General features: G+C 57.7%; 17 protein-coding genes and 1 tRNA gene. 17 read left to right on the top strand and 1 reads right to left on the bottom strand.

The annotated features are described in order from the left end of the window. Positions 1 to 15: 15 nt before the first annotated feature. The 17 genes from pnp (at position 16) to PMI22_RS26640 (ending at position 11928) form a co-directional block, all read left to right on the top strand. The gene (pnp, locus tag PMI22_RS26570) at positions 16 to 2121 is read left to right on the top strand and encodes a polyribonucleotide nucleotidyltransferase (RefSeq protein ID WP_007942868.1); all 2106 of its coding nucleotides are present in this window, start codon (positions 16 to 18) and stop codon (positions 2119 to 2121) included. 131 nt (positions 2122 to 2252) lie between these two features. Beyond that, a tRNA-Thr gene (locus PMI22_RS0129010) sits at positions 2253 to 2328 on the top strand. A 161-nt stretch (positions 2329 to 2489) separates the two neighbouring features. After that, positions 2490 to 3800 (top strand): tyrosine-type recombinase/integrase, encoded by a 1311-nt coding sequence (locus tag PMI22_RS26575; protein ID WP_007942866.1) that lies wholly within the window; start codon positions 2490 to 2492, stop codon positions 3798 to 3800. 173 nt (positions 3801 to 3973) lie between these two features. Further along, the gene (locus PMI22_RS26580; protein ID WP_007942865.1) at positions 3974 to 4903 is read left to right on the top strand and encodes a hypothetical protein; all 930 of its coding nucleotides are present in this window, start codon (positions 3974 to 3976) and stop codon (positions 4901 to 4903) included. A gap of 80 nt (positions 4904 to 4983) precedes the next feature. Further along, positions 4984 to 5241 (top strand): helix-turn-helix transcriptional regulator, encoded by a 258-nt coding sequence (locus PMI22_RS26585; protein ID WP_007942864.1) that lies wholly within the window; start codon positions 4984 to 4986, stop codon positions 5239 to 5241. A gap of 1 nt (position 5242) precedes the next feature. Then, entirely contained in the window at positions 5243 to 5554 is a 312-nt protein-coding gene (locus tag PMI22_RS26590; RefSeq protein WP_007942863.1) for a helix-turn-helix domain-containing protein, read from the top strand. Continuing rightward, positions 5551 to 6024 carry a Rha family transcriptional regulator gene (locus PMI22_RS26595; RefSeq protein ID WP_007942862.1) on the top strand — a complete coding sequence of 158 codons (474 nt, stop codon included), beginning with the start codon at positions 5551 to 5553 and terminating at the stop codon, positions 6022 to 6024. The genes PMI22_RS26590 and PMI22_RS26595 overlap by 4 nt, the downstream gene beginning before the upstream one ends. A 472-nt stretch (positions 6025 to 6496) precedes the next feature. After that, positions 6497 to 6757, top strand: a complete 261-nt coding sequence (locus PMI22_RS26600) for a hypothetical protein (RefSeq protein WP_007942860.1) — start codon at positions 6497 to 6499, stop codon at positions 6755 to 6757. Further along, on the top strand, positions 6754 to 6969 hold the full coding sequence (locus tag PMI22_RS26605) for a hypothetical protein (RefSeq protein ID WP_007942858.1): 216 nt from the start codon (positions 6754 to 6756) through the stop codon (positions 6967 to 6969). The genes PMI22_RS26600 and PMI22_RS26605 overlap by 4 nt, the downstream gene beginning before the upstream one ends. Before the next feature lie 164 nt (positions 6970 to 7133). Beyond that, on the top strand, positions 7134 to 7496 hold the full coding sequence (locus PMI22_RS26610) for a hypothetical protein (protein WP_007942857.1): 363 nt from the start codon (positions 7134 to 7136) through the stop codon (positions 7494 to 7496). A gap of 3 nt (positions 7497 to 7499) precedes the next feature. Then, a complete protein-coding gene (locus PMI22_RS26615; RefSeq protein WP_007942856.1) occupies positions 7500 to 7790 on the top strand; it encodes a hypothetical protein in 291 nt (96 codons plus the stop codon). Next, a complete protein-coding gene (locus PMI22_RS26620; RefSeq protein ID WP_007942855.1) occupies positions 7783 to 8007 on the top strand; it encodes a hypothetical protein in 225 nt (74 codons plus the stop codon). Before PMI22_RS26615 ends, PMI22_RS26620 begins: the two co-directional genes overlap by 8 nt. Then, entirely contained in the window at positions 8004 to 8882 is an 879-nt protein-coding gene (locus PMI22_RS26625) for a toprim domain-containing protein (protein ID WP_007942854.1), read from the top strand. Before PMI22_RS26620 ends, PMI22_RS26625 begins: the two co-directional genes overlap by 4 nt. Further along, a complete protein-coding gene (locus PMI22_RS26630) occupies positions 8869 to 10665 on the top strand; it encodes a DUF927 domain-containing protein (protein ID WP_007942853.1) in 1797 nt (598 codons plus the stop codon). Before PMI22_RS26625 ends, PMI22_RS26630 begins: the two co-directional genes overlap by 14 nt. Then, a complete protein-coding gene (locus tag PMI22_RS31215; RefSeq protein ID WP_157214392.1) occupies positions 10662 to 11024 on the top strand; it encodes a hypothetical protein in 363 nt (120 codons plus the stop codon). The genes PMI22_RS26630 and PMI22_RS31215 overlap by 4 nt, the downstream gene beginning before the upstream one ends. After that, complete coding sequence (locus PMI22_RS26635; RefSeq protein ID WP_007942851.1) at positions 11021 to 11326, top strand: hypothetical protein; 306 nt, start codon at positions 11021 to 11023, stop codon at positions 11324 to 11326. The genes PMI22_RS31215 and PMI22_RS26635 overlap by 4 nt, the downstream gene beginning before the upstream one ends. After that, positions 11323 to 11928 (top strand): hypothetical protein, encoded by a 606-nt coding sequence (locus PMI22_RS26640; RefSeq protein WP_007942849.1) that lies wholly within the window; start codon positions 11323 to 11325, stop codon positions 11926 to 11928. The genes PMI22_RS26635 and PMI22_RS26640 overlap by 4 nt, the downstream gene beginning before the upstream one ends. A gap of 461 nt (positions 11929 to 12389) precedes the next feature. Here PMI22_RS26640 and PMI22_RS31210 read toward each other — a convergent pair whose 3' ends face one another. Continuing rightward, complete coding sequence (locus PMI22_RS31210) at positions 12390 to 12770, bottom strand: hypothetical protein (RefSeq protein WP_157214391.1); 381 nt, start codon at positions 12768 to 12770, stop codon at positions 12390 to 12392. Between the last annotated feature and the right edge of the window lie 100 nt (positions 12771 to 12870).

Raw genomic sequence — 12870 nt, 5'->3', positions numbered from 1 at the left:
AGAAGGTAGGACACCGTGAACCCGGTAATCAAAAAATTCCAGTTCGGTCAGTCGACCGTTACCCTCGAGACTGGCCGTATCGCCCGTCAGGCCTCCGGCGCAGTATTGGTCACCGTTGACGACGACGTCAGCGTATTGGTGACTGTCGTTGGTGCCAAGCAAGCCGATCCAGGCAAGGGCTTCTTCCCTCTGTCCGTTCACTACCAGGAAAAGACTTACGCTGCCGGTAAGATCCCTGGCGGTTTCTTCAAGCGCGAAGGCCGTCCTTCCGAGAAAGAAACCCTGACTTCCCGACTGATCGACCGTCCGATCCGTCCGCTGTTCCCAGAAGGCTTCATGAACGAAGTGCAGGTTGTCTGCACCGTCGTTTCCACCAGCAAGAAGACCGATCCGGACATCGCTGCGATGATCGGTACCTCGGCTGCCCTGGCCATCTCCGGCATTCCTTTCGATGGCCCGATCGGCGCTGCCCGCGTTGCGTTCCACGAAAGCACCGGTTACCTGCTGAACCCGACTTACGAACAACAGAAAGCTTCGAGCCTGGACATGGTCGTTGCCGGTACTTCGGAAGCCGTGTTGATGGTTGAATCGGAAGCCAAAGAGCTGACCGAAGACCAGATGCTGGGCGCGGTACTGTTTGCTCACGACGAGTTCCAGGTTGTGATCAACGCTGTCAAAGAACTGGCCGCTGAAGCTGCCAAGCCGACCTGGACCTGGGCTCCACAGCCTGAAGCCACCGCACTGCTGGGCGCTATCCGTGCCGAGTTCGGCGACGCGATCTCCCAGGCTTACACCATCACCATCAAGGCCGACCGTTACGCTCGTCTGGGCGAACTGAAAGACCAGGTGGTTGCCAAGCTGTCCGGTGAAGAAGGCCAGCCTTCCTCCAGCGAAGTCAAAGCGGCTTTCGGCGAAATCGAATACCGCACCGTTCGCGAAAACATCGTAAACGGCAAGCCACGTATCGACGGTCGCGACACCAAGACCGTACGTCCGTTGAACATCGAAGTCGGTGTTCTGCCTAAGACCCACGGCTCGGCGCTGTTCACCCGTGGCGAAACCCAGGCTCTGGTTGTTGCAACACTGGGTACCGCCCGTGACGCACAACTGCTGGACACCCTGGAAGGCGAGAAAAAAGACCCGTTCATGCTGCACTACAACTTCCCTCCGTTCTCGGTAGGTGAGTGTGGTCGCATGGGTGGCGCCGGTCGTCGCGAAATCGGTCACGGCCGTCTGGCCCGTCGTTCGATTGCAGCCATGCTGCCTGCCGCTGACGTGTTCCCGTACACCATTCGTGTTGTGTCGGAAATCACCGAGTCCAACGGTTCGAGCTCCATGGCTTCGGTCTGCGGCGCCTCCCTGGCCCTGATGGATGCTGGCGTTCCGATGAAGGCACCGGTTGCCGGTATCGCCATGGGTCTGGTTAAAGAAGGCGAGAAATTTGCCATTCTGACCGACATCCTGGGTGACGAAGACCACCTCGGCGACATGGACTTCAAAGTAGCCGGTACCGCCAAAGGTGTTACCGCGCTGCAGATGGACATCAAGATCAAAGGCATCACCGAAGAAATCATGGAAATCGCTCTGGGCCAAGCCCTGGAAGCGCGCCTGAACATCCTCGGTCAGATGAACCAGATCATCGGCCAGTCGCGTACCGAACTGTCGGAAAACGCTCCGACCATGATCGCGATGAAAATCGACACCGACAAAATCCGTGACGTTATCGGTAAAGGCGGCGCGACCATTCGTGCGATCTGTGAAGAGACCAAGGCTTCGATCGACATCGAAGACGACGGCTCGATCAAGATCTTCGGCGAAACCAAGGAAGCGGCTGAAGCAGCACGTCAGCGCGTTCTGGGCATCACCGCAGAAGCTGAAATCGGCAAGATCTACGTGGGTAAGGTTGAGCGCATCGTCGACTTCGGCGCATTCGTCAACATCCTGCCAGGCAAGGACGGTCTGGTTCACATCTCCATGCTGAGCGACGCTCGCGTTGAGAAAGTGACCGACATCCTGAAAGAAGGCCAGGAAGTGGAAGTACTGGTACTGGACGTGGACAACCGCGGCCGTATCAAGCTATCCATCAAGGACGTAGCAGCAGCCAAGGCTTCGGGCGTTTAATCACTCCCCACGCCTGACCGCTTCAACGTTATAAAAAATGCCCCGCAGTGAAAACTGCGGGGCATTTTTTTGTCTGCAAAACGGGGTGTGAAGTTGCTGGCCTTCGAACCCGGTGCTAGGTTTAGCCCACTGCCCGTGTAGCTCAGTTGGTAGAGCAGCGCACTCGTAACGCGAAGGTCGCAGGTTCGACTCCTGTCTCGGGCACCAACACACTGTTTAGATCTGTCTCGATTAGTATACGGATCACCACAAAAGGCCCGCCTAGTGCGGGCTTTGTTGTTTATTGCTGCCTATATCTGCCTCTAGGCATATACCTATTTTAGGTATATGTTTAGGTGTATTCCGGTTCGACGAGAAAACGTATACCTATGGCCCGCACCGTTACGCCCCTATCTGACCCCAAGTGCGACGCCGCTAAGGCCAGAGAGAAGGATTACACCCTGTTCGACGGTAAGGGCCTGTTCCTGCTGGTCAAAGCTAGCGGTACCAAAGTCTGGCGCTTCAAGTACACCAGGCCAGATGGTAGGTCTGGACTGGCCACCTTCGGCAACTATCCAGCTTTAAGACTCAAGGCTGCGCGGGAGCGTCGAGCGGATGCTCTTGAGCTTTTGGCTCGCGGACAAGACCCCATCGAGCACGCCAAGCAATCCAAGTTTGAAGCGGCCAATGCCCGCGCCAACACGTTCAAGGCATTGGCGTTGGAGTGGCACGCCGCTTGTTCCCGGAAGTGGTCACCTGGTCATGCGACGACGGTGCTACGTCGCATTGAAACGCATCTGCTCCCTGCAATAGGGGAGCGGCCAGTGACCGAGCTAAAGACCCGCGATCTGATGGTGCCACTTAAGGCAGTCGAGAAACGCGACACCTTGGAGACGGCAGGGCGCTTGCGCCAGTACATGACCGGCATCATGCGCATGGCGGTTCAGCATGGGCATATCGACAGTAATCCGGCAATTGACCTTCAGGGGGCTACTGCTACCCGCAAGGCGGCTCACCGCCCAGCGTTACCTTTGGATCGGTTGCCTGAGCTGTTGCAGCGCATTGAGGCCGATTCGGGGAGGCAGCTGACGAAACTCGCTGTGCAACTGACCCTGTTGGTGTTCATCCGCTCCAGCGAGCTGCGCTTTGCCCGCTGGGGGGAAATCGACACTGCTCGCTCGATGTGGGAAATCCCCGGCGAGCGCCAGCCCATCGAGGGCGTGAAGAGCTCGCATCGCGGCTCCAAGATGAGCACTCCGCACCTGGTGCCACTGAGCCGTCAGGTACTGGCATCGCTCGATCAAGTGCGTGGATTGACCGGGCGCTTCGATCTGGTCTTTGCCGGCGACCACCACCACTGGAAGCCGATGAGCGAAAACACCGTGAACAAGGCGCTGCGCCGCATGGGGTATGACACCAAGGTCGATGTGTGCGGGCACGGCTTCCGATCTATGGCCTGTTCGGCCTTGGTGGAGTCGGGGCTGTGGAGCAAGGATGCGGTAGAGCGGCAGATGAGCCACCAAGAGCGGAATACCGTACGTGCCGCATACATCCACAAGGCCGAACACATCGAAGCGCGCCGACTGATGGTGCAATGGTGGGCCGACTATCTGGATGCTAATCGGGAAAAACACATCACACCATATGACTTTGCCCACCGGGCTGACGCCGTCAATGTGGTGTCGATCAAACGGGCCTGATGCGGGCCTTCCTTTGTCGGCGTAGATAGATATAGACTGAAAGCCATCACTGTTCAGATGCACAGTATCAGAACAGATAAAGCGTTTTGGCCAACCTAGCCCGACGGGGTGAAAAACGGACACTCAACCGCCTGGTTGGCCAATCTATTGAGTAATGCCGGAGGGCATTAACGGTGAGCAATCCGCCAACAGCAGATCAGTTTGGTCGCTTATCCAAAGCGGGGCAAACTCTCAGGAGTTCGTTAGGGGAGCGGCTCCGGGAAAAGTTTTTGACCTTTAAGGATGCCCAGCCGACCGAAGCTGAAATTCTTGATCTGGTTAGCTTTTCCGTTATTTCATTTGATGAGGAAACCGAAGCAGCGCTAGGCGCAGATGGGATTTTTTGCCTAGCCTGGCTCGATAGTGAGCCAGCATTCAAGCTGGCAATCAAAACCCTTGGTTACAGTCAGTCTGACTGGGGAAGTTGGGGGGGGATTTTTGAAGATTACATTCGGCGTAGCTTCAAGCATAACTACTTACCTGGATATGTGGCCTCTAGAATTGCAACTCACGGAAGTCGATATCTCAGAAATATATCCAGCATAGCTGGAGCGCTCAGCAGGTACCTCTCCGGGGCTCGTCACAGGGAAGTAATAGACGGGCCATCTACCATCCAACGAATGAAGGAGCTTCTGCTTGAATTTGAGCAGCTCGTAGCAGTTGATTGGATGCCGGAAGATCTCAAGGAGCAACTGAAGTACAAAGTGAGAACACGCAGTGCAATCAAACTGTTAGATGAGCCGTATATCCTGGAGAGCCCGACCAGCAGGCGGAACGACGCAGATCTACCAACAAGATTGTTGGCATCTGAATTGTTGCGCATCAACTACAGCCATCAAAAATCATTCCATAAAAAAGCCGTGTTTCATCTGTTGGGCCTATCGTTCGTAGAAAGGCCCTTGGAGATGAGAACAATCGAACGGTTAGCAAAAAGTGAAATGGATGCTTTACGGGAATGCTGGGCGAAAAAGATCGCCGACAGAAAAGGGCTCGATTTCGACTTTGTTCTGACGACACTAAAGACGAACAAAAGCCTCACCTTGCCGCACGAGATGGACCTCTAAAATGGGGGTGCTTTGTCGTCCTCAAGCATCATCAAAGTTGCGAACCTGTTTCCCGTCGCCATCAACAACGGGAAACAGACATGAGCAACATTCGCCAAATCGAAGCCGCCAGCGCTTCACAGTTCGACCCTGCAAACACGATCATCCGTTTTCCTGAGGTGGAGGCCATCACCGGCCTTGCCCGTGCCACCGTCTACAAGCGCCTCAAAGACGACCCGACTTTTCCCCGTCCGGTATCGCTGAGCAACAGCAAGTCACGCGGATCGCCGGTTGGCTTCGTGCTGGCTGAGGTTCAAGGCTGGGTTCGTCAACGCATCGCATTGCGCAAGGTGGCCTAAAATGCAGACAAAAAAAATGGCCGACCAACAGGCCAGCCACGAAACATCTCCCCGCAATGATATCAGTGACACCAGCAACAATGCGCAGAACAATCGGCTTGCCGGTCGTATGGAGCAAGGCAACATTGATACGTTCACCATCATGCGTGAGCTCAACATCTGCCGCCCTGGTGCGCGCATCTGCGATCTGCGGGCAGCCGGCTACAAGATCCTCACCAATCGGATAACGCTTACAGATGAATGGGGGCGCATCCACCGTGGCGTGGCCGTGTACACCCTGATCGCTAAGCCTGGCGTAAAGGTGGCGGCATGAACGCTATCGTTTTGACCCAATCTAAAGGTGAGGCTCGCGCAGATAGCCGTGTACTGGCCGACCAACTGGGCGTTAAACCCAAGAACACGCTTGGCCTGATCGAGCGGTACATCAGCAAGTTTGAGCGGTTTGGGGTTGTTCCGTTTCAAACGGAGAAACCCGGCGCCGGTACTGCTGGTGGTAGGCCTGAACGGTTCGTGCTGCTCAACGAAGATCAGTGCTATTTCCTGCTGTCCCTCTCACGCAACACTGATCGCGTCGTAGAGCTGAAGTCGAGCCTGATTATGGCGTTCCGTGAAGCCCGCTATGGGCACGCCTGCCAGACGCTGCTGGCTCGTAAGGACGAAGCGAGCCAGAGCGGTCGCCGGCTGGCCCATTGGCGCTATGACAAGCCTGGCATCCACCAGCATGTAGAGCACTTGAGAGAGCAGCTGAAGTTGCCTATCGAGCTGGAGGGCGTACGCCCATGAAGACCATCGCCCACCCAGCATCGACACTGCTCAAACTGAAACAGGGTGTTGCATCTAAGGTTGGCCAGATGTATTGTCCGGCTGTCGCCACATTGCTGGCGACCGGGCTTGGTCGCCCGAGTAACTTGGCGCATAGGCGCCCCATCACGATTGCAGGCGCTTTTTTTGTGCCCGCAGTTACGTGTTATGGCGGCTGTGCGTGGGAGGGCTTCGGCCCTGCCGGGTTCCAAGTTCCCGGTCGACCAACCTACGCACAGCTGCCACCCATTCGCTTGGTCGCGAAAGTGGCAGTTCCATCGAAACTTGGAGCTCCACCTATGCACGCCCTTATTCCGTCCAAAATCCGCGCCCTTGCTCACCGCCGTATGGCTCTGAGCGCCCTCCGCGCCGACTCGTCCCTGTCTGTCCGCCTCGCCCGCTACAACGCCCACATGGCAATCGTCCGCACCTTGGAATCTCAAGGAGGCGTGCTATGAGCATCAAGGCCAAAGCACCCAGCTACAAAGAAGTCGCAGACGAGGCTGTTTTCCAGCTGGACTGTGGCCGAGAGTTCGCTGATTGGATGTTCGCGCTCATGACGGCAATCCGCGACGACCATGAGTACTCCTTAGGGCGCAATTCTGCTGCGCTGTCCAAGCTTGGGTTGTTCCTATCCGAAAACCACCTGGCTGACACCGAGCGCGACTTCGACCGACTCACTGAAAACCTGTCGAGTCTTGGCGGTGCCTTATGAGCTCCTCCATTCATTCCACCGATAGCTCCCTAGAAGACCTGCGCGACGTGCAAGAAATCCTTGTGCTGCTCAGCGTGGCCATGGCCGTTATTGCCTCGCCCACCACTCCGATCATCGTCGCCCGTGTCGCTGCCGTTATTGCACAACACACTGCGATGGCCTGGGCCGATCTGCTCGAAGGCATGATCGAGTCGAATGGGGGGGAGCGATGAAAACCGCGAAGAAGCCCTCAACTAAAATTACTGAGCGAGCCTGGTGCCACATCGCCAGACGCTCCGACAATCGCCACGCCAATGTCAGGCTTACCGGAGCGTATTTTTCGGCCTTGCTATCAGAAGCACATCGCTCGCAGTCAACCAACTGTCGGAGGTGTGAAATGAACATTGCTCTGAATCGCAACGCTCCTGAAAACCACTTGTGCGCATTCCACTCTAGGTCGCACCAACTAGATGTAGAAGACTCGACTGACGACATCAGCATATCGCGCCAAAAGTACTTCAGCATCTGCGTCCCCCTGCCAGGCATGCCTACTGGGAATCGGCTTCCTTACGGTGTCTGCGGCCCATTTCTTGATGAAGTCGAGGCGCTCGGCGCACTGCAAGCACTCCAGGCAAAAATGCCAAATCGGAAGCTTGCCGTCATGTACGGCCAGAACTTTTTTAAAACGCCGTACATGGGCTTAAAAAGCGATCAAGAACTAGCTAGAGCCAGGCTCCTAGCGCTGCTGACAGCGGAGTAAACGATGGAAAACCTTCAACAACGCTCTTCAGCGTTGACGGGATCGGCTTGCCCGAAGAAAGCCACTGAGCTGTTTTACGTAACTCACCCAAAGGTGCCCAAGGCACTGCTGGGCCCCTTCCTGACCGAAGCCGACGCCGAGTGCGGGCGCGTAGTTATGCGTAGTGCTGAGGCTCAGGTGACGGCCTGTTTGGTTGATGCCGTCGACGACATTACCCACTGGCATGCCGTGAACAACGGACAGGTCTGTCGGGCCTTTGCTGGCGCTGATCGCCGGGAGGTGAACCATGGGTGATGTGATCCCGTTCGACCCATTCACCAGCATCGTGCGTGACGACGTGCCGCCGCATATCGATTCGTACAGCTTTGCCCTGCTGGTCGGCATCTTCAACGACCTGACGATATTGCGTGACAGCGAGCCAGATCGTGAACGTGCCGCACTAATGCGCAAGACGACCACCAAGCTCAACGCTGTGTTGGCACGGTTTGAACCGCCACAGGGGGCCGCATGACAGACGCGACGATCCTTTTTCGTGATGCGCTCCAGTCGGTCTATGGGCCGCTTGATTGGTTGCCTATCCCTGATGGTGCTATTCACCGTTTCCGCGTTCCGGACGACAAGCCCGGTTCGCTCAATGGTTGGTATGTGCTCTATCTAGACGGCATTGCGTCGGGCGCGTTCGGCAGTTGGAAGTCAGGTGGCTCCAGCACCTGGAGCTGTCGTGAACCTGCCGACCACCGCGAAGCCGAACAGCTGCGCCAGCGCATCGAGCAGGCCCGCCAGCAGCGCGAAGCCGAGCAACGCCAGCGCCAACTGAGCGCGGCAACACTTGCTCAACGCTGGTGGCGTGACGCTCGCCGCGCTGATCCTGACCATGCCTATTTAATCGCTAAGGGCGTTCGCTCCCACAGCCTGCGCCAACGCAATGACGAGTTACTGGTGCCGCTGTATGCCGGTGGTGTGCTGGTCAACCTGCAGCGCATCGCCCCGGACGGCAGCAAGCGTTTCTTGGCCGGGGGCCGGGTCAAGGGCAGCTATTCGCCCATGGGGCGTATCACACCCGGCAAGCCGCTGTGTATTTGCGAAGGCTGGGCCACGGGGGCCACGCTTCACGAAAGCGGCTACACCGTCGCCTGCGCCATGAATGCCGGGAACCTCAAGCCGGTGGCGCTGGCGCTTCGGGCTGAATACCACACCACCGAAATCATCGTTGCCGGCGACGACGACCGAATGACCGAGGGCAACCCCGGACGCACCGCCGCCAATGCCGCCGCCGCAGCCTGTGGCGGCTTGGTGACGTTTTCCGAGTGGCCCGCTGATGCCCCGTTAACCCTCTCCGACTTCAACGACTTAGCAATCTGGAGCCGTGACCATGCGCACGCCTGAAAACAACGTAATCAACCTGCGCCCCGAAGCGCCCATGGTTGAACCTGAGCGCCCATGCTGGGGTGTTTACGATCACTGGGTGACGAATGAGAAAGGCCGCAGATTGCGCCCCGGCGTGTACTGGCACGGCTTCAAGCGCAGTGCCGCCGACGATGATGCCGACGACGACAAAACAGACCGCCCGATCACTGACGAATGGATCGCCACCCCCGTGACCGTCGCCGCTCGCACCACCAATAGCGATGACGGTAGCGAGGGGCGTTTCCTGCGCCTGGTGACCGAGAGCGGCACCAAGGAATGGATCATTCCAATGGAGGTGTTCGGCGGTAGTGGCGAGGACGCCAGGCGCCAACTGTTCGGCATGGGCGTCATCATTGCCCTCAAGAAGCGCGGCCAGTTCATGGAGTATTTGCTTGAGCAACGCCCTGCCGAGGTGTTCGCCACCACCTGCCGACCGGGCTGGCATGTGTCGGGGGCCTTTGTGTTGCCAGGCCGTACCATTGGCAGCGACAAGGTGCGTTATCAGGCCAGCGGTAAGGGACAGAACCTGTTCAGCCTGCGCGGCGACCTGGCGGGATGGAAAGCCGAGGTCGCCGCCAAGTGCGAGGGCAATCCGGTGCTGACCCTGGCGATTGGCTGCGCCCTCGCTGGCCCGCTGCTGAGTCTGGTCGGTGTCTTGGGTGGCGGTGTTCACCTGGTGGGCGACAGCTCTAGCGGCAAGACTTTGGCGCAACTGATCGGTTCATCCGTGTGGGGTGACCCCGGCATCTTTGCCGCATCGTGGGACATGACCAAGGGCGGTCTGGAGATTGAAGCCTCGGGCCGCAATGACACCATGCTGCCTCTGGATGAAATCAAGCGAGCCGACCCCAAGCGCGTACAGGAAATGGCCTACTCGCTCGCCAACGGCCAAGGTAAAGGCACCATGACCCGTGAGCGGGAAGGACGCGCCAAACTGTCATGGCGCCTGCTGGCGCTGTCGAGTGGCGAACGCTCCCTGTCTGAACACGCGGCCATCGGCGGTAATGCGGCCCACGCTGGCGCCGAGCTGCGCATGGTGGACGTGAACGCCGGTACTCGCACCCACCGCGCCTTTGATGAATTACACGGCCTTGCGGGCGCCGACTTCCACCGCCTGCTGACCGTGGCGGTTGGCGCCCACCATGGGCACATCGGGCCAGCCTTCGTGGAGAAGCTGCTCGCCAGTGATGACCGCCCCGGATTGCTGGAAGACTTCGCCGGCATCCGCGCCAGCTTCACCGAGGATAACGCCCAGGCTGGACGGGTGGCCGACCGTTTCGCCGTCATCGCATTGGCAGGGGAAATGGCCATCGCTTACGGCCTGTTGCCCTGGGCGCCGGGAAGCGCTTTGGCTGACTGCCAGTTGTTGTATGGCGAGTGGCTGAGCCGGGTGGGCAGCGGCAATGCCGAAGACCGCCAGATCCTTTCCGGTGTCCTCGACTTTATCGACAAACACGGCAGTAGCCGATTCTCCGACGTGAACGACCAGACGCCTGACACCAGGGTATTCAACCGGGCCGGGTACTGGGAGCTATCCATGGGTAAACGGCTGTACCTGTTCAACAAGTCCGCGCTGACCGAGGCCGCACATGGTCATGGCTTGAACCGTGTCATCAAGGCACTTGAAGGCGCGGGTGTTCTGGCAAAGCGGGACGCGGATCGCAAGCGCAGCACCAAAAACTATCGTCTCCCCGGTGGCGGTCAATCTCGCCTGTATGTCGTTGACCCAGAGGCCATGGACATGGAAGGGGGCGGCCTATGAACGGCACCCAAACACCATTTGCCCGGATTGCCCGAGTTCATAGGAACCTAGAACTGGTGGCAACAGTGGCAACAGTGGCAACGGCCTTGCTGGGCGGGCCTCTCAGCCGTTGCCACCCTATAAAAAAAGTGGCAACAAGTGGCAACACACACATCAGTTTCAATATAAGAGCCCGCAACAAATCTCACATTTGGTTATCACCGTTGCCACAAAAAACCGAGTGGCAACGAAATAGCAACATCGGACACGGCTGGAGACCCCGGTTTACGGGGCTGTTGCCACCGTTGCCACTGTTGCCACACTTTTTGAATTCACAGCAACATGTGTATGTGAGTAATCCGGGCATGGTGGAGCAATGAGCCTCCTTTCCGGCCTGCTCGATCACATCCCGCCAACCCTCGCTGATGCTGCAAAACCGGCCATGGTGAATCGCACCACGGATCATGCACGTTTGGTGCTGGTCGAGCACTCCGCCCAATTACCGGCAAGCACTTACACCAACGCCGCCAATGCCACACCCGGGTGGCGTCACGCCCGCGACCAATATCTGAATCACATCATGACCTGTCGAGCCTGCTGCGCGCCGACAGCTCGTTACTGCCTGGCTGGCGCCGATCTGCGCGCTATCTACGACCGCATACCCATGGAGTTAAACCAATGAAGAAGAACCTCGTCATTGCCCTGTGCGACATCGCATTGAAACCAGGCACCAGCACCGCCACGAAACTCATCGCCAAGCGGCGTATTTGTCGCGCCGTTGCTCATCAGCTCGATTTCATCCGTGCTGAAAGACGTGTCATGCACCGTGAAGCGGGCAAGTTGAAAGCGTTCCTGCCATTCACTCGGCAAGCCATCGCAGACCTGGAGAAAAAAGCTCTAGAACACCGAGAGGATGAACGCAGTGCGGCGCGCCGTGTACTGGCTGATTTGGGGCAAACACTGATGTACGACCGTGGAAGGCTGGCCGACTCTCTGGGCTTTGACCTTATGTGCGATCTGCTGAGCGTCAACCCCGTACATCGCAAGCAGGCGCATACGAACGGTGACACCAGTCTTCGTGGAGTGGTCTACCAATACCGGCTGGAGGACAGCTCCACGGAGTACGGCGGTGAATGGGGACAAGGTGGCCCGTTCTATCGCGCCTGCCATGCCGCAATCATCCGGATTACTAAGGAATGCCCCGAAAACCTACCTGACCTGTTCGAGCCTGGTGAAGTGTTCGACCCGAAAATGCCACCAGCCCCGTGGCTAGTTGGCGAATGACCCCATTTGGTACGCGACACGTTTTGCGGATTGCGAAAACGTGTCGCGAAATTGGCAGACTGGCCTTGGAAGCGCTCTCTGTGGGATCGAGCCTTTTCGGTCTCATCTGAGGCCGAGCGACTGAGCTGAAAATTCAGCCATGTATCACTTTGCCTACCTCCGACTTACTGCAACAAAACCGTCTCCCTCAATGCCCTGCCGATCAATAGATCAGGTGGGATTTTTTATGCGTATCTGTATCAACTCAAGCACACCTGAAAAGAACTGTTCAAATATACAGATAAGGTCTAATCTGCCTGTATTAGGTTATAACCTAACACTGGAGAATGAGGATGAGCACAAGCACCAAGATCCGGGGCCGCCAAAACGGGCCAACCCGCGCAGAGGTTGCCGCCGCATACGAACGGCTGCGCATCGCGGCAATTTCCGGAAGCGTACAGGCAAATGCCGCGTTGATCGCCCTAGCGGAACGCCGTCTTCTGCTCTCTACCGAGGTTTTCGTCGCATGAATCAATGCCGCACCACAAGCACCGAGGGCCGACGTCCTCCTCTCGCACGCCGTCAGCAGTTGATGGCTCAACACCAATTCCTGTGGGGTTGATATGGCTGACATGACCGGGCTTCTCGATTTTGCAAAGACCCCTGAAGGGCAGGGACTTCTGTCGGCTGCCTTTGGCGGTCTGGCCGGCGCTCGCCGGGGTGCTCCAGTCAATACCCTGGGCGTTGCCGGATTGGCCGGCATGAATGGCTATAGCAATGCCCTGGAGCGCCAAACCACTGACCAGTATCGAGGCATGCAGGCGCAGCAAATTCAGGCCAATCTTGCGCAGAAAAAAAGGCAAGATGAGTGGCTGCTACAGCACATGCCGGGCAGCACTCCAGTAGCAGGCCCAGGCAATACGCAGCCTCCCGCTGGCCCCGATGGCGCCAAGCCATTTGCTC

Source organism: Pseudomonas sp. GM21, assembly GCF_000282215.1.
Taxonomy (GTDB): domain Bacteria; phylum Pseudomonadota; class Gammaproteobacteria; order Pseudomonadales; family Pseudomonadaceae; genus Aquipseudomonas.
This window is presented reverse-complemented; position numbering and strand designations above follow the sequence as displayed.